Annotated in this window: 15 protein-coding genes and 1 pseudogene; 13 read left to right on the top strand and 3 right to left on the bottom strand. The window is 63.1% G+C overall.

Annotation, left to right across the window (positions count from 1 at the left end):
• Positions 1–6: 6 nt before the first annotated feature.
• The 13 genes and pseudogenes from PverR02_RS05290 (at position 7) to PverR02_RS05230 (ending at position 14,613) form a co-directional block, all read left to right on the top strand.
• A complete protein-coding gene (locus PverR02_RS05290; protein ID WP_046385355.1) occupies positions 7–1,455 on the top strand; it encodes an alginate O-acetyltransferase in 1,449 nt (482 codons plus the stop codon).
• Between the two features lie 8 nt (positions 1,456–1,463).
• On the top strand, positions 1,464–2,573 hold the full coding sequence (locus PverR02_RS05285) for a mannuronate-specific alginate lyase (RefSeq protein ID WP_126587567.1): 1,110 nt from the start codon (positions 1,464–1,466) through the stop codon (positions 2,571–2,573).
• A gap of 133 nt (positions 2,574–2,706) precedes the next feature.
• A complete protein-coding gene (locus tag PverR02_RS05280) occupies positions 2,707–4,239 on the top strand; it encodes an MBOAT family O-acyltransferase (RefSeq protein ID WP_046384629.1) in 1,533 nt (510 codons plus the stop codon).
• Between the two features lie 11 nt (positions 4,240–4,250).
• On the top strand, positions 4,251–5,435 hold the full coding sequence (locus PverR02_RS05275) for an alginate O-acetyltransferase (RefSeq protein WP_046488669.1): 1,185 nt from the start codon (positions 4,251–4,253) through the stop codon (positions 5,433–5,435).
• Between the two features lie 16 nt (positions 5,436–5,451).
• Positions 5,452–6,108, top strand: coding sequence for an alginate O-acetyltransferase AlgF (locus tag PverR02_RS05270; protein ID WP_079442890.1), 657 nt, complete (start codon positions 5,452–5,454; stop codon positions 6,106–6,108).
• A gap of 221 nt (positions 6,109–6,329) precedes the next feature.
• Positions 6,330–7,781, top strand: coding sequence for a mannose-1-phosphate guanylyltransferase/mannose-6-phosphate isomerase (locus PverR02_RS05265; protein ID WP_079442889.1), 1,452 nt, complete (start codon positions 6,330–6,332; stop codon positions 7,779–7,781).
• 692 nt (positions 7,782–8,473) lie between these two features.
• Positions 8,474–8,938, top strand: coding sequence for a hypothetical protein (locus PverR02_RS05260; RefSeq protein ID WP_017845897.1), 465 nt, complete (start codon positions 8,474–8,476; stop codon positions 8,936–8,938).
• Between the two features lie 14 nt (positions 8,939–8,952).
• A complete protein-coding gene (locus PverR02_RS05255; RefSeq protein ID WP_017845898.1) occupies positions 8,953–9,765 on the top strand; it encodes an SDR family oxidoreductase in 813 nt (270 codons plus the stop codon).
• A complete protein-coding gene (locus PverR02_RS05250; RefSeq protein WP_017845899.1) occupies positions 9,766–10,167 on the top strand; it encodes a hypothetical protein in 402 nt (133 codons plus the stop codon).
• Between the two features lie 310 nt (positions 10,168–10,477).
• On the top strand, positions 10,478–11,824 hold the full coding sequence (locus PverR02_RS05245) for an efflux transporter outer membrane subunit (RefSeq protein WP_256823249.1): 1,347 nt from the start codon (positions 10,478–10,480) through the stop codon (positions 11,822–11,824).
• The gene (locus PverR02_RS05240) at positions 11,824–12,954 is read left to right on the top strand and encodes an ABC transporter permease (RefSeq protein ID WP_046384635.1); all 1,131 of its coding nucleotides are present in this window, start codon (positions 11,824–11,826) and stop codon (positions 12,952–12,954) included. Before PverR02_RS05245 ends, PverR02_RS05240 begins: the two co-directional genes overlap by 1 nt.
• A gap of 109 nt (positions 12,955–13,063) precedes the next feature.
• Positions 13,064–13,714 (top strand): annotated as a pseudogene (locus PverR02_RS05235) (ABC transporter ATP-binding protein); the annotation flags it as partial.
• Positions 13,711–14,613, top strand: a complete 903-nt coding sequence (locus PverR02_RS05230) for an HlyD family secretion protein (protein WP_017845903.1) — start codon at positions 13,711–13,713, stop codon at positions 14,611–14,613. The pseudogene PverR02_RS05235 and the gene PverR02_RS05230, both read left to right, overlap by 4 nt.
• Positions 14,614–14,647: 34 nt before the next feature.
• Here the strand turns inward: PverR02_RS05230 and PverR02_RS05225 are convergent, their stop codons facing one another.
• Genes PverR02_RS05225 through PverR02_RS05215 form a run of 3 tightly spaced genes read right to left on the bottom strand, consistent with a single transcriptional unit; the run spans position 14,648 to position 17,910 of the window.
• Positions 14,648–15,508, bottom strand: a complete 861-nt coding sequence (locus PverR02_RS05225; protein ID WP_046484565.1) for an efflux RND transporter periplasmic adaptor subunit — start codon at positions 15,506–15,508, stop codon at positions 14,648–14,650.
• A 10-nt stretch (positions 15,509–15,518) separates the two neighbouring features.
• A complete protein-coding gene (locus PverR02_RS05220; protein ID WP_017845905.1) occupies positions 15,519–15,719 on the bottom strand; it encodes a DUF1656 domain-containing protein in 201 nt (66 codons plus the stop codon).
• Entirely contained in the window at positions 15,709–17,910 is a 2,202-nt protein-coding gene (locus tag PverR02_RS05215; protein ID WP_079442886.1) for an FUSC family protein, read from the bottom strand. Before PverR02_RS05215 ends, PverR02_RS05220 begins: the two co-directional genes overlap by 11 nt.
• Positions 17,911–17,912 lie beyond the last annotated feature (2 nt).

Here is a 17,912-nt window from a genome sequence, read left to right as displayed (position 1 = left end):
ACCCTTATGCACCCACACATGATCAAACTGTTGAGCCTCTCGGGTCTGACCCTCGGCCTGCTCGCGGCCAGCCAGGGCGTGCGCGCCGACGAGATCAAGGCGCCGACCTTCAGCGCCGAACCGTGCTGCAGCCTGTGCCCGGCGGCCCACGACGCGAAGAACTACACCACGCGCTACCAGCAGAACTTCACCACCCTGGTGCAAGCCCAGGGCGACTGGCTGTTCCGTACCCAGGAAGACCTGCGCACCGAATTCGACACCAGCCCCGCCGGCTACAAACGCATGCAACAGCTGCACGATGCGTTCAAGGCCAAGGGCGTGGAACTGGTGGTGGTCTACCAGCCGACCCGTGGCCTGGTGAACCGCAACAAGCTCAACCCCGAAGAGAAAGCCGCGTTCGATTTCGACAAGGCCCTGGGCAACTACAAGAGCATGCTCGGCCGTTTCGCCAAGATGGGCTACGTGGTGCCGGACCTGTCGCCGTTGACCAACGAGCAGTTGCCCGATGAATTACCGGCCCACGATTTCTACTTCCGCGGCGACCAGCACTGGACCCCTTACGGCGCCCAGCGCACCGCGAAAATCGTCGGTGCCAAAGTGCGCGCGATGCCCGAGTTCGCCGAGATTCCCAAGCGCGAATTCGAAACCAAGCGCTCCGGGCGCATGGGCAAGACCGGCACCCTGCACAACATGGCCGGGCAACTGTGCGGCACCAGCTACGCGATCCAGTACATGGACCAGTTCACCACCGAGCCCAAGGGCGAAGCCGGCGACGGCGACCTGTTCGGCGATTCGGGCAACCCGCAGATCACCCTGGTCGGCACCAGCCACAGCGGCAAGAACTACAACTTCGCCGGCTTCCTCGAACAGGAAATCGGCGCCGACATCCTCAACGTCGCCTTCCCCGGCGGCGGCCTGGAAGGCTCGATGATCCAGTACCTGGGCAGCGACGAGTTCCAGAAGACGCCGCCGAAAATCCTGATCTGGGAATTCTCGCCGCTGTACCGCCTCGACCAGGAAACCATCTACCGCCAGATGATGGCGCTGCTGGACAACGGCTGCGAAGGCAAGACCGCGCAGATGAGCGCCAGCGCCACCCTGAAACCCGGCAAGAACGAATTGCTGGTCAACAGTTCGAACAAAGACCTGCGCAACGCCAACCATCAGGTCGACATCCGCTTCGCCGACCCGTCGGTGAAAACCTTGCAAGCCACCCTCTGGTACATGAACGGGCGCCACGAGGACATCAAGATCGAAAAACCCGAAACATCCGATACAGACGGGCGTTTCGCCTTTGAACTGCGCACCGACGAAGACTGGGCCTCGCAGAACTTGCTGGCCGTGGAAGTGCAGGGCCCCGAAGCGGGTGCTGCCGCGCAGAAAGTCGAAGCGAAAATTTGCACACGCAACGTATTCCCAAGCGGTGGTCAGAAGACTGCCTCACTCGGGCAATGAGGTTACCTATGCAGAAGTTATTGATCCCCACATTGCTGGGCCTGGCGATCTTCGCCGGTTCTGTGAATGCCGCCGCGCCACTGCGTCCGCCCCAGGGTTATTTCGCCCCGGTGGAAGCGTTCAAGACCGGCGACTTCAAGGACGGCTGCGACGCCATGCCGGCGCCGTACACCGGCTCGCTGCAGTTTCGCAGCAAGTACGAAGGCTCGGACAAGGCCCGTTCCACGCTGAACGTGCAGTCGGAAAAGGCCTTTCGCGACAGCACCGCCGACATCACCAAGCTGGAAAAAGACACCAGCAAGCGCGTGATGCAGTTCATGCGCGACGGTCGCCCGGAACAGTTGGAATGCACACTCAACTGGCTGACCAGCTGGGCCAAGGCGGATGCGTTGATGTCCAAGGACTTCAACCACACCGGCAAATCCATGCGCAAATGGGCGCTGGGCAGCATGGCCTCGGCCTATGTGCGCCTGAAGTTCTCCGACTCGCACCCGCTGGCCAACCATCAGCAGGAATCGCAACTGATCGAAGCCTGGTTCAACCGGCTGGCCGATCAGGTGGTGAGCGACTGGGACAACCTGCCGCTGGAAAAAACCAACAACCACTCCTACTGGGCCGCCTGGTCGGTGATGGCGACGTCCATCGCCACCAACCGTCGCGACCTGTTTGACTGGGCGGTAAAGGAATACAAAGTCGGCGCCAACCAGGTCGACGACCAGGGCTTCCTGCCCAACGAACTGAAGCGCCAGCAGCGCGCGCTGTCGTACCACAACTACGCCCTGCCGCCGCTGTCGATGATCGCCAGTTTTGCCCTGGTCAACGGCGTGGACCTGCGCCAGGAAAACAACGGCGCGCTCAAACGCCTGGGCGACAAGGTGCTGGCCGGGGTCAAGGACCCGCAGATCTTCGAGCAGAAGAACGGCAAAGAGCAGGACATGAAGGACCTCAAGGAAGACATGAAATTCGCCTGGCTTGAACCCTTCTGCACCCTCTACACCTGCGCGCCGGATGTGCTCGAGCGCAAACATGGGATGCAGCCGTTCAAGACCTTCCGCCTCGGGGGCGACCTGACCAAGGTCTACGACCCGACGCACGAAAAAGGCAACAAAGGCAGCTGACGAAACGCGGTTAGAAATGTGGGAGGGGGCAAGCCCCCTCCCACATTTGAGCAATACAACCTCCCCCCGGATTCGTGGGGGGGTTTGGGGGGGCTGCGGCCCTTGACTGTTGGTTAAACATGGAGAGATCGGGATGGTTTTCTCGTCCAATGTGTTCCTGTTTCTGTTCTTGCCGATCTTTCTCGGCTTGTACTACTTGAGCGGGCAACGCTATCGCAACCTGCTGCTGCTACTGGCCAGCTACGTGTTCTACGCCTGGTGGCGAGTGGACTTCCTGGCGCTGTTCGCCGCCGTCACGCTGTGGAATTACTGGATCGGCCTCAAGGTCGGTGCCGCCGGCGTGCGTACCAAGCCGGCGCAACGCTGGCTGCTGCTGGGCGTGGCGGTCGACCTGTGCATCCTCGGCTACTTCAAGTACGCCAACTTCGGCGTCGACAGCATCAACGTGATGATGAAGTCGGCGGGCCTGGAGCCGTTCATCCTGACCCACGTACTGTTGCCGATCGGGATCTCGTTCTACATCTTCGAGTCCATCAGCTACATCATCGACGTGTATCGCGGCGACACTCCGGCCACGCGCAACCTCATCGACTTTGCCGCGTTCGTGGCGATCTTCCCACACCTGATCGCCGGCCCCGTCCTGCGCTTTCGCGACCTGGCCGACCAGTTCAACAACCGCACCCACACCCTCGACAAGTTCTCCGAAGGCTGTACGCGGTTCATGCAGGGGTTCATCAAGAAGGTCTTCATCGCCGACACCCTGGCGGTGGTGGCCGACCATTGCTTCGCCCTGCAAAACCCCACCACCGGTGATGCCTGGCTCGGTGCGCTGGCGTACACCGCGCAGTTGTACTTCGACTTCTCCGGCTACAGCGACATGGCCATTGGCCTGGGCTTGATGATGGGTTTCCGCTTCATGGAAAACTTCAAGCAGCCGTACATCAGCCAGTCGATCACCGAGTTCTGGCGGCGCTGGCACATCAGCCTGTCGACCTGGCTGCGCGACTACCTCTACATCACCCTGGGCGGCAACCGTAAAGGCACGCTGATCACCTACCGCAACCTGTTCCTGACCATGCTGCTCGGTGGTCTGTGGCACGGCGCGAACATCACCTACATCGTGTGGGGCGCCTGGCACGGCATGTGGCTGGCGATCGAGAAAGCCATCGGCCTGAACACCTCGCCGCGCAGCTTCAACCCGATCCGCTGGGCGCTGACCTTCCTGCTGGTGGTGATGGGCTGGGTGATCTTCCGTTCCGAAAACCTGCACGTCGCCGGGCGCATGTACGGCGCGATGTTCAGCTTTGGCGAATGGTCGCTGTCGGAACTCAACCGCGCCAGCCTCACCGGCCTGCAAGTGGCGACCCTGGTGGTGGCCTACGCAACGTTGGCGTTCTTTGGCCTGCGCGACTTCTACAGCAACCGCCCTGCCGAGAAAACCAAGGCGGCCGACCCGAGCCTGATCAAGGCCGTACCGGGCGACGACCCGGGCAGCATCCACCAGCCAGGTTTCACCGTGGGCAAAGACGCCGCCGTGCAACCGGCCTACTGGACCGCTGACTGGCCACGCTACGCCATGCGCGCGGCGGTGCTGCTGCTGTTCGTGGCGTCGATTCTGAAACTGTCGGCGCAGAGTTTCTCGCCGTTCCTTTACTTCCAATTCTGAGGGAGCCGACCATGACCCGATCATTGCGCGTCCTCTATATCGGCCTGTTCCTGGTGGTGCTGCTCGCCCTGGGCGCCTGGTCGTTGCGCGGATTCTTCGGCTTCAGCACCAATGCCGACGCCACCGTGCTCAACGGCCGCTGGACCAAAGCCGTCGAGACCCACTACGACGAACAGTTCCCGATCAAGCGCCTGGGCACCAACCTCTGGGCTGCGCTGGACTACAAGCTGTTCAATGAAGGCCGCCCCGGCGTAGTGCTGGGCCGCGATCACTGGCTGTACAGCGACGAGGAGTTCAACCCCGCCGTCAACGAAGAGCAGAACCTGGAGGGCAACTACGCCCTGGTCGAAGGCGTGCGCCAGCAGCTCAAGGCCCAAGGCATTCAACTGGTGCTCGCCATCGTGCCGGCCAAGGTGCGCCTGTACCCGGAACACCTGGGTGACGTGAAACCGGCGAGCATCCACGCCAACCTGTACCAGGACTTCCACGCCCGTGTCGCCGCCGACAAGATCCTCGCCCCCGACCTGCTTGGCCCGCTGCAACAGGCCAAGCTCGGCGGCCAGCAAGTGTTCCTGCGCACCGACACCCACTGGACCCCGGACGGTGCCGAAATCGCCGCCAAGCAACTGGCCAAGGCGATCGCCGACAAGGCCCCACTGAGCGGCGAACCGCAGCGCTTTGTCACCGAAGCCGAGAAAACCGCACCGCACAAGGGCGACCTGCGCCTGTTCCTGCCGCTCGACCCGCTGTTCGAAAACCTGATGCCGCCCAAGGAGCCGCTGGAAAAACGCGTCACGCACCTGGCCGAAACCAAAGGCGACGACGCGCTGTTCAGCGACAGCGAAACCCCGGTGGCACTGGTCGGCACCAGCTACAGCGCCAACCCCAACTGGAACTTCGTCGGGGCGCTCAAGCAAGCCCTGGGCAGCGACGTGATCAGCTACGCCGAAGACGGCCATGGCCCGATCCTGCCGATGCTCAGCTACCTCAAAAGCGATGACTTCAAGAACCGCCCGCCCCAGGTGCTGATCTGGGAGTTCCCCGAACGCTATCTGCCTGTCAACAACGAAATCGGTGATGCCGACCCGCAGTGGGTTGCGCAACTCAAACAAGCCGGTGCGCGCCAACAGAACATGGCACTGAACACTCCAGCTAAACACCCAAAATCCGAGACGCCCGAACGGGCGCAAAACTGAAAGAGAGGTAACTCACATGACTTTCACTACTACTCCGCGTCGTCTCGCCAAGACCCTGGCCCTGGTTGCCGGCATGAGCGTTGTATCGATGTCCGCCTTCGCCGGCGGTGACGCCGCCCTGTACGGCCCTGTCGCACCGAAAGGCTCGAGCTTCGTGCGTGTCTATAACGCCTCCAATCAGGAAGTCAGCGCCACCGTCGGCGCCACCAACCTGAGCGAAGTGGCCCCGTTGGCCAGCAGCGACTTCAGCTTCATGCCCGGCGGCGACTACAGCGCCAAGGTGGGCAGCCAGACCGTGTCGGTCAAGCTCGCCGCCGACCACTACTACACCCTGGTCAACAACAGCAGCGGCCAGCCGCAGTTGATCGAAGAACCACCGTTCAAGAACAAACAGAAATCCCTGGTGCGCGTGCAGAACCTCAGCGACAAGGCCCTGACCCTGAAAACCGCCGACGGCAAGACCGACGTGGTCAAGGCCGTCGCCGCCAAAGGCCGTGGCGAGCGTGAAATCAACCCGGTGAAGGTCAGCCTGGCGCTGTACGACGGCGACAAGAAAGTCGGCGACGTGAAACCGGTAGCCCTGGAGCGTGGTGAGGCGGCGGTGCTGTACATCACCGGCTCCGGTTCAAGCCTGTCGCCAGTGTGGGTGAAACGCCCCGTGTCGACCCGCTAAACATTTCTCGGACTGACAGCAACCCACTGTAGGAGCGAGCTTGCTCGCGAAAATCGCCAACGATAACGCGGGCATTCTGGATGTACGCGGTGTCGGGGAGTTCTTCGCGAGCAAGCTCGCTCCTACAGAGGGCAGAGGCGTCAGTTCGGACCGAGACAAAAACAAGAGTGGAACGACAAACCTTCGTAGCTCTGACCCAAATCGATTCAAGGAGAAACAGCATGATCCCAGTAATCCTTTCCGGTGGTAGCGGCTCACGTCTTTGGCCGCTTTCGCGCAAACAGTTTCCTAAACAGTTCCTGGCCCTGACCGGCGAGCACACGCTGTTCCAGCAAACCCTGGAGCGCCTGGTATTCGATGGCATGGACACCCCAATCGTGGTCTGCAACAAAGACCATCGGTTCATCGTCAACGAGCAACTGAGCGTGCGCAAGCTGGAAGCCCAGCGCATCCTGATGGAACCCTTCGGCCGCAACACCGCGCCAGCCGTGGCGCTGACCGCGATGATGCTGGTCAATGAAGGCCGCGACGAGCTGATGCTGGTGCTACCCGCCGACCACGTGATCGACGACCAGAAAGCCCTGCAACGCGCCCTGGCCCTGGCCACTGTGGCCGCCGAGCGTGGCGAGATGGTGCTGTTCGGCGTGCCGGCGACCCGTCCGGAAACCGGTTATGGCTACATCAAGTCCGCCAACGATTCGCTGCTGCCCGAAGGCGTGAGCCGCGTGCAACAGTTCGTGGAAAAACCCGATGAAAAACGCGCCGTCGAGTTCGTCAAAAGCGGCGGCTACTTCTGGAACAGCGGCATGTTCCTGTTCCGCGCCAGCCGCTTCCTCGAAGAGCTGAAAAAACACGACCCGGACATCTACGACACCTGCGTGCTGACCCTCGAACGCAGCGAGCAGACCGCCGACACCGTGACCTTCGACGAAGCCACCTTCGCCTGCTGCCCGGACAATTCCATCGACTACGCGGTGATGGAAAAAACCCAGCGCGCCTGCGTGGTGCCGCTGAGCGCGGGCTGGAGCGACGTGGGTTGCTGGGCGTCGCTGTGGGCGGTCAACGATAAGGACATCAACGGCAACGTCACCAAGGGCGACGTGGTGATCCAGGACAGCAAGAACTGCATGATCCACGGCAACGGCAAGCTGGTGTCGGTGATCGGCCTGGAAAACATCGTGGTGGTGGAAACCAAGGACGCGATGATGATTGCCCACAAGGACAAGGTCCAGGGCGTCAAGCAGATGGTCGCCACCCTCAACGAACAAGGGCGCAGCGAAACCCAGAACCACTGCGAAGTCTACCGTCCGTGGGGCTCCTACGACTCGGTCGACATGGGCGGGCGCTTCCAGGTCAAGCACATCTCAGTCAAGCCGGGCGCGTGCCTGTCGCTGCAGATGCACCACCACCGCGCCGAACACTGGATCGTGGTCAGCGGCACCGCCGAAGTCACCTGTGACGAGAACGTGTTCCTGCTCTGCGAGAACCAGTCCACCTACATCCCGATCGCCTCGGTACACCGCTTGCGCAACCCGGGCAAGATCCCGCTGGAGATCATCGAAGTGCAATCGGGCAGCTATTTGGGCGAAGACGATATCGAGCGGTTTGAGGATATCTATGGTCGCTCGACGCCGGTGGAACGTGGCGTGTCGGTGAAAACGATCGCGCAGTAAAACAGTCGTAAAAGAAGCCCTCGCCCAGGTCATTGCGTCCCCTATCCGCAGTGGCTTGGGTGGGGGCTTTTTGTTTGGGATTTGCGCTGGTTGTGAGGGCCTCATCGGGGGCAAGCCCCCTCCCACATTTGAATGTATTCACAGATCAAAGGTGGGTGGGGGCTTTTTGTTTGGGATTTGCGCTGGTTGTGAGGGCCTCATCGGGGGCTTTTTGTTTGGGATTTGCGCTGGTTGTGAGGGCCTCATCGGGGGCAAGCCCCCTCCCACATTTGAATGTATTCACAGATCAAAGGTGGGTGGGGGCTTTTTGTTTGGGATTTGTGCTGGCTGTGAGGGCCTCATCGGGGGCAAGCCCCCTCCCACATTTGAATGTATTCACAGATCAAAGGTGGGTGGGGGCTTTTTGTTTGGGATTTGTACTGGCTGTGAGGGCCTCATCGGGGGCAAGCCCCCTCCCACATTTGAATGTATTCACAGATCAAAGGTGGGTGGGGGCTTTTTGTTTGGGATTTGTGCTGGCTGTGAGGGCCTCATCGGGGGCAAGCCCCCTCCCACATTTGAATGTATTCACAGATCAAAGGTGGGAGGGGGCTTGCCCCCGATGAGCCCCGCCCGGCCACCGCAGCACTCAAGGTAGCCAATCCCACCTACGCTTAAGTTAGGATGCTCGTTCCCTATTCGAGGTGGTCTCCATGTTCTTCGGCGTTCTCCTGATCATCACCTGGCTGGTCCTGCTGCTGCGCTATCCGGCCAAAGCCCTGCCCGTATCGCTGGCCGCCGCTGTGGGCCTGGGGCTGGTGGGCGTATGGGTGGTGTGGCTGGACAATCGTGAAGCGTCGCAACTGGCGCGCCTGGAGCTGCGCATTGTCTACGCCCCGCAGGACTGCCCGGCCGACCGCCCACTGAAGCTGACCCTGAACAACGGCAACGACGTACCGCTGACCGAACTGCGCTGGCGCGTCGCTGCCTATGCGCCGGGCGATACGGTCAACCTGGCCGACAACGTCTATGCTGCCCCACGCTATCGCGGCCCCGGCGAGTTGCAGGCCGGCGCCACCTGGGACGACTGCCTGCCCACCCCGCCGTTGCGCCCTGGCTACCGCCCGCAAACCCTGGAATTTCGCGCCGAGCATTTGCAAGGCAGCTTCTCGGACTGACAAAGGACCGATCCATGCCCAACGTACTCATCACCGGTTGCTCCAGCGGCATCGGGCGCGCCTTGGCCGAGGCCTTCAAATCCGCCGGCTTCGACGTGTGGGCCAGCGCCCGCCAACCGGAAGACGTCGCCCGCTTGTCCGCCGCCGGCTTCAACGCGGTGCAACTGGACGTCAACGACAGCGCCGCCTTGCAGCACCTGGCCGAGCAGTGGGGCGAGCTGGATGTGCTGGTCAACAACGCCGGCTACGGCGCCATGGGCCCGTTGCTCGATGGCGGCACCGAGGCGCTGCAGTGTCAGTTCGAAACCAACGTGTTTTCCATCGTCGGAGTGACCCAGGCGTTCTTCCCCGCGCTGCGTCGCGGCAAAGGCCTGGTGGTGAATATCGGCAGCGTTTCCGGGGTGCTGGTGACACCATTCGCTGGCGCCTACTGCGCCTCCAAAGCCGCCGTGCATGCCTTGAGCGATGCCCTGCGCATGGAACTGGCGCCGTTTGGCGTGCGGGTGATGGAAGTGCAACCGGGCGCAATCGATACCCGCTTTGCGAAAAACGCCGGGGCCCAGGCGGAGCTGTTGATCAACGAACAATCGCCGTGGTGGCCGTTGCGCGAAGGCATCCGCGCGCGCTCCCGGGCCTCCCAGGACAACCCGACACCGGCCAGCCGATTTGCCAGCCAGGTCCTGAACGCCGTGCAACAACCGACACCGCCCCGCTTATTGCGCGCGGGCAATGGCAGTCGGGCACTGCCGTTGATGGCGGCGTTACTGCCCAAAGGGTTGTTGGAAAACGTATTGAAGCGACGCTTTGGTTTGAATAGGAGTTTATAAATGATCGACTACAGCGACTTTTTCGAGGAAGTGATCCAGACCCACGTCGAGATCGAACAATGGTTCGCCGGGGTGGCGCCTGAAGGCACGCTGCAAAGGCTGCTCGCGCGCTTCTCGCCGGAGTTCAGCATGATTGCGCCCTCCACCGGCACACGCATGAACGCCGCTGGGGTCAATTACCTGTTCACCCGCCTGGGCGGCCAGCGGCCAGGGTTGAAGATCACCTTGAGCGAACTGAGCGGCATTGACCGGCATGCCCGCGGCGCCGTCGTCAGTTACCGCGAACATCAGATCGACGACAGCGGCACCCAGACCGATCGCCGCGCCACGGTGGTCTTCGAGAAACAGGCCAGCGGCGCACTGCTGTGGCGCCATTTGCACGAGACGTACTGCCAGGCCTGAACCGCCAGGCAACACCCCGCCAGTATGCGCGCAAGCCTCCCCCCGCTTGCGCGCACAGCCCATCGCCCTGAGTCCCCCGCTCATTGGCGGCAATACAATTTCGCTACAGAACTGAACGGACACTCTCGCTAGAGTGACGCGCTGACTTCTGACTCAACACGCTCAGACCTCATACCTAGCTTGTCGTTGATCGCTGTTCGCGTCGATTCGACACAGCCGTTCCGGTACCTCTTGGGTGACCCCTATCAAGCCTTTAAACAAATCGCGCGCCTGTCGGACGCTGCTCACACTGTCACTGGGGTTAACTGCGGTGACAGGCTGTTCGGTCGCACCTCTGCCCGCGTTGAAACCGCCCGCGCCAGAGGCATGGCGCAATGCACCGTCCCCACTGGCGCCGGCCAAGCCCGACCTCAATCGGTGGTGGCACGCCTTCAATGATCCTGAACTCGATACCCTGGTGGATCAGGCATTGCACAACAACCTCGACGTCGCCGCCGCAGTCGAGCGCCTGCGGGCTGCGCGTGTGCTGAGCCAACATTCCCAAGCGCCCTATCTGCCCTCGCTCGGGATCAAGACCCACGACGCGATAAGCCCCGACACCAGCAGTTCGTACTTCCTGATCGGCTTCGATGCGCAATGGGAACTGCCACTGTTCGGCGCCAGGCAGAGCGCGGATCGCATCGCCGAGGGCAACCAGGCGCTGGTGGCCGCCGACTTGCGCAGCGTCCAGGTGTCGCTGGTCGCCGAAGTCACCCGGCATTGGGTTGAGCTGCGTTCGGCGCAACACGCCGAACGCGCGCTGACGGCCATTCGTGACGCTCAGCAGGAAAAACTGGCGCTGCTGCGTGTGCGCGAGCAACTTGCCCTGGCGCCGCACGCTGACGTGGCGGGCGCCGAGGCGGAACTGGCGCGAGCCGAGATGCAGCTGAGCGGGCCGCAACAACGGATCCACCGCCATGCCCAGCAGTTGGCGCTGTTGTCGGGTCGGCCGGAGCCCGACCCGCGCTGGCTGCAGCCCGGACCGCAGCCCACGCTCGGCCAGTGGCAACTCAACAACGTGCCGGCGGACCTGCTGCGCACACGCCCGGAAATTGCCAGCGCCGAGGCCGAGGTTCTTGTGGCCGCCGGGGAGTTGGGGATGAGCCGCGCCGATATCTACCCGCATCTCAGCCTGGGCGCTTCGTTGCAGTGGTCGCTGAACATTGCCAGCAACCGCAAGCGCACGCCCAGCGGCAACAGTATTTTCTCGGCCGGGCCGGGGATCAGCATCCCGTTGTTCGATTGGGGCCAACGTATCGCCACTGCCCGCGCGAAAGACCACCTGTTGCAGGCAGCGGTTCTGACTTATCGCCAGGCGGTGTTGCAAGGCGTTGCCGAAGCCGAAATCGCCCTGGGCGACCTCGAACAAACGCGCCTGCGCGAGCACGCCTCGCGCCAGGCCCATAAGGCGACGCAGACGCGCCTGGAGGCCTTGCAACAACGCGAGCGCCTGGGGCTCATGAGCCCACTGGAGCTGACGAGCGCCCACGTGCAGGCACTGCAAGCCATGCGACAGGCCGACAGCGCCAGCACCGAACGGGACATCGCCTACATCGCGCTTTATAAAGCCCTGGGCGGCGCACCGTTACCGAACCCGACAGTGAAGGATGCTGACTGATGGTGGCGCTTGCCCGTCTGACACTGATCCACGAATGGCGGCGCTTCCTGCCCGCTATGATTGCCGTAGGCTTCGCGGGGCTGCTGCAGTTGCTTCAGGCTGCGCTGGTGCTGGGTATTTTCGGCAGTGCCAGCGTCTATATCACCGGCTCTACGGCGGACCTCTGGGTCGGTTACCCCGGCACGCAAAGCGTCAACCTCGGGAGACCGATCGATGCCGGCGTGGAAATGCGCCTGCGCATGGACGCCGATGTCCTGCGTGTCGAGTCGTTTCGCTGGGTCGACGCCGATTGGCGCGGTGCGCGAGATACCGGTGGCGTGTCGGTGTTTGTCAGCGGCATCGACGCCGGGCCAGACGGCCTGATGTTTGCGCGCGCCCTGCCGACGGCACTGCGCGCCCGCCTGGCCGAGCCCGGTGCGGTGATCGTCGACCGCGCCGATCTGAGCACCCTGGGCGTGAACCTGGGGGACGCCGCGACCATCAACGGGCAACGTGTGCGCGTGGTGGGCGTCACCAGCGGCCTGCGCGCGCTGGGCGGGGTCAATGTGCTGGCGTCGCTGGCCACCGCCCGGCAGCTCGACACCACCACCGCAGCAGACCGCATCACCTACCTGGTGGCCAAAGTGCGCGATCCCGCTCAGGCCGGTGCGGTTGCCGCGCGCCTGAGCAACGGCCCTGCGTTCGGCAACTACTCGGTATGGACCGCACAACAGTTCGCCCAGCGCTCGCAGATGTATTGGATGTTCGACACCGGTGCCGGTGCCGGCGTGCTGTTTCTGGCCGCGATTGTGTTCCTGGTGGGCGCGGTCATCACCAGCCAGACGCTGGTCGCCGCGGTCGTCGGTTCCATCCGCGAGTACGCCACCTTGAACGCCCTTGGCGTCGGCGTGAATGCCCTGCGCAAAGTGGTCATGGAGCAGGCTTTCTGGGTCGGGGCACTGGGGCTGCTGGGCAGTTCGGTGCTCGCCGGCCTGTTCTTCGCCCTGGCGGCGCACTACAACGTGCCGGTGCAGCTTTCGCCCGTCGCGGCCCTCGCCTGCCTGTGCCTGAGCATGCTCCTGGCACTCGTGTCGGGCCTGGCGGCCATCCGCACCTTACGCCACGCCGACCCGGCCAGCCTTCTGAGATAGCACTGCCATGAGTCTCCTGACATCCGCCACACCCTTCACGCTGCAAGCCAGCAGTATCAGTAAATCGTTCACCTCGGGGCGGGTCGTAACCCCAGTGCTGCATGACATTACCCTGGCGATACGGCCCGGCGAACTGACCCTGATCTCAGGCCCGTCCGGCTGTGGCAAAAGCACGCTACTGGCGATCCTCAGCGGCCTGCAGCAGCCCGACCGCGGCAGCGCATCGGCCCTGGGGCACAACCTTTCAAGCCTCGACACGCGGGCCCTGGAGAATTTTCGCCTGCGCCACACCGGCTTCGTATTCCAGGGGTTCAACCTGTTTCCGGCGTTGACTGCGCAGCAACAGGTCGAGCTGCCCTTGAGCTACCTGGGGCTGCCGAGCACGGAAGTCCGAGCACGCGCCATTGAGGCGCTGGAGGACGTCGGGCTGGGCTCGCGCATGCAACTGCGCCCGGCCGAATTGTCCGGCGGCGAAAAGCAGCGCGTAGCGATTGCACGCGCCGTGGCAAAGGCCCCCGAGTTGTTGTTCGCCGACGAACCGACCAGCGCCCTCGATGCAGCCAACGGCCAGATCGTGATCGATATTTTGCACCGCATCGCCCGCACGCGTGGCACCACGGTGCTGTGCGTCAGCCACGATCCGCGCCTGATCAGTAATTGCGACCGCGTGCTGACCATAGAAGACGGCCGCATTTTGAACGATCAATCCCTTCCCTTCCAACCGGCCGCTATGGTCGGAACCCAGGAACACTCTGTATGAACGCGCGCCCGCTTCGCTCTTGGCTGCTTCTGAGTACCGCACTTGTATTGCTGAGCGCCTGCTCCCGTGAAGATGCGCCTTCCACGCCGACGTCAACGGCGCCAACCTACCTGGCCGTCGCGCGCGGCCGTATCGATGTGGAAGGCGGTTTGCTCAAGCTCGGCGCGAGTCGCGACGGCGTAGTCGCCGAGATCAAGGTGACGGAAGGCGAGCAGGTCAAGAAAGGCCAACTGCTCGCCACCCTGGACAGTGAACTGGCGCAACTGGCCGTCGCCGCCGCACTGACCGAGCAACGCCAAGTGCAGATCCAAGCCAAACAGTTGGCAAGGCAGCTCAAGTTCGCCGAGCAGCAGGCCAGCCGCCTGACCGCCGCCGCCAAGGCAGGCGCCGGCGACAGCCAGAGTGCCGATGGGGCCCACGAGGCCGCCGAGCGCTTGCGCGACGAGATTGAAAAGACTCAGACAGACGCCGAAGTCGCCGCGAGAAAGCTGACGGCGGCACGCTACGAACTGGCGCAACGCAGCCTGCGTGCGCCGGTCGACGCCGAGGTGGTTCGGCGCCTGATTCAACCCGGTGCCGCAGTGTCTGCACAGTCCGGGCCGGCTTTCGTTTTGTTGCCGAACCAGGCGCGTATCGTAAGGGCTGAGCTCAACGAGTCATTTACCGGTGCGGTGCGCCCCGGGATGAAGGCCGAAGTCACCGATGACAGCGCCGATGGTTCAGTGGCGCTGACCGCCCATGTGGTGCGGATCAGCGCGGTACTGGGCAACAGCACCCTGGAAGACGACGCCTTGGTCAGGGCCAATACGCGTACCGTTGAATGCATATTGGCGTTCGATCAGCCGGCGCCGCCGTCTCTGCGCGTGGGGCAGCGCCTGCTGGTGCGGTTTGGGCCGTAGGTAATCGTCACGACCCGCCCAGCCCGACAGAGGTTCAGTGCTGGATAGAGTCGACAATCACCGTGCAGGTAATCCCCGCCGCCAACAACACGCCTTCGGGCACTTCATCGATATGAATCCGCACCGGCACGCGCTGGGCCAAGCGCACCCAGTTGAAGGTCGGGTTCACGTCGGCGATCAGTTCGCGGCTCTCGGGGTTATCGCGGTCGTAGATGCCGCGAGAGATGCTTTCCACATGGCCCTTGAGGGTTTCGCCGCTCATCAACTGCATATCGGCCTTATCGCCGACCTTGACGTGGGGCAGTTTGGTTTCTTCGAAGAAGCCATAGACCCAGAACGAGTTCATATCGACCACGGCCATCTTGGCTTCGCCGATGCGCGCGTAGTCACCGCGATGCACGTTGAGGTTGGTGACGTAGCCGTCGACAGCCGCCACCACTTGCGTGCGTTTCAAGTTCAGTTCGGCGGCTTCCAGTTGTGCCTGGGCGTGCTGGTAGTCGGCGAGGGCCGAGTCGGCGACGTTGCCGGCGTCGTCGCGGTTTTCCCTGGAGATCACCAGCGCGTCGAGGTCGGCGCGGCGGTGGGCGTTGTCCTTGCGCATTTCCCAGGTGGCTTTGCGCGAAGCGACAAGGGCTTGTGCCTGTTTGACGGCGAGGCGGTAGTGTTCGGGGTCGATCTGCATCAGCAGGTCGCCCTTTTTCACCAACTGGTTGTCACGCACCGGCACGTTGACCACTTCGCCGGTGACGTCGGCGGCGACATTGATGATGTCGGCACGCACGCGGCCATCGCGGGTCCAGGGGGTTTCCATGTAATGCACCCACAGCGTGCGGCCAATCCAGATCGCCAGAGCCAGAACCAGCAAGGTCGCGAGCAGGCTGAAAAACTTTTTCATCGGGGCATTCTCAACGGTAGACGGTCAGCGCCAGGGCGCCGAACAGGCAAACGAACAGGCTCAGGCGCAGCAACGCCGGGTGCCAGAAAAAACGGTACAGATCGAACCCCCCCAGGAAGCGGTCCAGCGCCCAGGCCAACCCCGCCGCGATCAAAAACATCAGGGTCACGGTCGGCATGTAAATGCCGTGGAACGCGATTTCACGAGGCATGCCCAGCTCCTTTCAACATAAGCGCGCCTTGGGGCTTGTAGGCCGCCAGTGGCGATTGCGGGTCCAGCAGCGAAGTGCGGATGAAGTGCAGGTAGCTTTTCACCCGGCGCAGGGCCGAGGTATCGAAGTGCGGCGCGAAGGGTTCGTCGGTCGCCTGCACGCGGCTGATCGCATGGTCGACGGCAATCAGCCCGCGCTCCAGGTTGCTGGCGCTGGGTTGCAGGAACAGGCGCACCAGTGAGCGGCCCATCACGCGGATCGCCTGGCGCCAGGGCTGGGATTCGGCGTAGGCCGGGTGGATCGGCAGGATCGCCTGTTCCTTGCGCAACTCGATGATCGCATGGCCGACTTCAAGCACCACGAACATCCAGCGCAGCAGGTTGCGTTGCACTTGCGGCTGGCCGACAGCGAGGCCGTAGGCCTGGTGCAGCAGGTCGCGGGTGCGGCTTTCGAAACTCGACGCCAGGCCCTTGAGCTTGCCGCTGATCGCGTACACCACTTGCTCGCGCAGGTCCTGTTCCAGGCGGCGCCACAGCCAGCGGCTGTTGGGCGGCAGGATGATCGCCCCCGCCGCCGCGCATACCAGCATGCCGATGATCATCGCGATGTAGTCGTTGATAAAGTTGTAGGGGTTGTAGACCGTGAGGTTGTCCGGCACCGAACCGGTGCTGAAAAAGATCAGCAGGCCCACGCCGACCCCGGCGTATTGCGGGCGTGAAGCGAGGAAGGCGCCGAGGATGATCACCGGCGCGAGCATCACGCACAGCAGCGGGAAGCCGTCGATCCAGGGAAACACGAAAAACATTTCGACGAAGCCCACCAGCGCCCCAATCAGGGTGCCGCACGCCATCTGGAACGCCATGCGTTTGGGGTTCGGTGTGGCGGCGGACAGGCCGACGGTGGCGGCGGCGATCATGGTCATGGTCGCGCCGCTCGGCCAGGCGGTCGCCACCCAGTAGCTGCCGAGCACGATCAGGATGAACGACGCCCGCACCCCCGAGGCCACGCAGGCCAGCCAGTTGGTTTTGGGGATGAAGGTTTCGTCCCACTGTTCCCGCGCATGGCTGTGATCGGCCAGGGAGGCGTGGGTCTGTGCGTAGTTGTGCAGGTCGTCGACGAAGCGGTAGAGCAGCTCGTAGGCGGTATGAAAGTCCAACTGCTCGTCTTCGCTCGGGTTGCCTTGCTGGAAGATCGCTCGCAGGCTGCGGACCTTGGCGGGCAAGCCGTCCTTGTAGACGCTCAACTGGTTGACCAGCCGCGCCGCGTCGGGGCTGGTGAGGGCGCGGCCGGAGAACCCGTCGAGTACCTCGGCCAAGTCCTGCAAGCCCGGTTTGATTTCGGCGACAACGTGGTCCGCGGCATCGGCACGCAGGCGTTCGAGCAACTGGTGCAAGGCGTTGAAGCGCGTGGTGATGCTCATGAATTCGCTGTTGAGGCGACTGAGCCGGCCGTTGCGCCGACGCATGTGCGGGTCTTCGAACACGGTGATGCTGCGCAGGCCTTCCAGGCCCACGGCTTCGGCGATAAAGCGCACGTTGGTGCTTTCGAAGGTTTCGCGCTGGCTGCGCCCACGCAGGCCGTCGGTGACGAACAGCGCGAATACGCCAAAGCGCTGGTACAGCGCGTTGCGCATCGCCGCACTGGAGGTCTGCGGCAGGATCGCCGCGCTGACCAGCGTGGAGACCAGAATCCCCAGGGAAATTTCCAGCACCCGCCACACGGCCGCCATGAACGCTCCGTCCGGGTGGGCCAGGGACGGCAGGCCGACCATCGCAGCGGTGTAACCGGCGAGCACGAAGCCATAGGCGCGAAAGTTGCGGTTGCGCGTGGCGCCAGCGGTGCAGATCCCCACCCAGATCGCCAGCGAGCCGAGGAACAGCTCGGTGTTCTGCGCAAACAAGGCGATCAGGAACACCATCACCGCCGACCCGGCCAAGGTGCCGAGGAAGCGATAGAAGCTCTTGGCGAACACCTGGCCGCTCTGGGGTTGCATCACGATAAACACGGTGATCATCGCGGTGCGCGGTTGCGGCAGTTCCAGGCGCATGGCCAGCCACAGCGTAGCGAACGCAGCGATCAGCACCTTGAAGATGTACACCCAGGTCACGCCGTCACTGCGTGCCCAGTCGAAAAAGCCACGGCGCCACTCAAGGGAATACAGCCAGCGCAGCGGTGCAGGCAAGGGAGTCATCA

Origin of the sequence: Pseudomonas veronii (assembly GCF_002028325.1) — a bacterium.
Classification (GTDB): domain Bacteria; phylum Pseudomonadota; class Gammaproteobacteria; order Pseudomonadales; family Pseudomonadaceae; genus Aquipseudomonas; species Aquipseudomonas veronii.
This window is presented reverse-complemented; position numbering and strand designations above follow the sequence as displayed.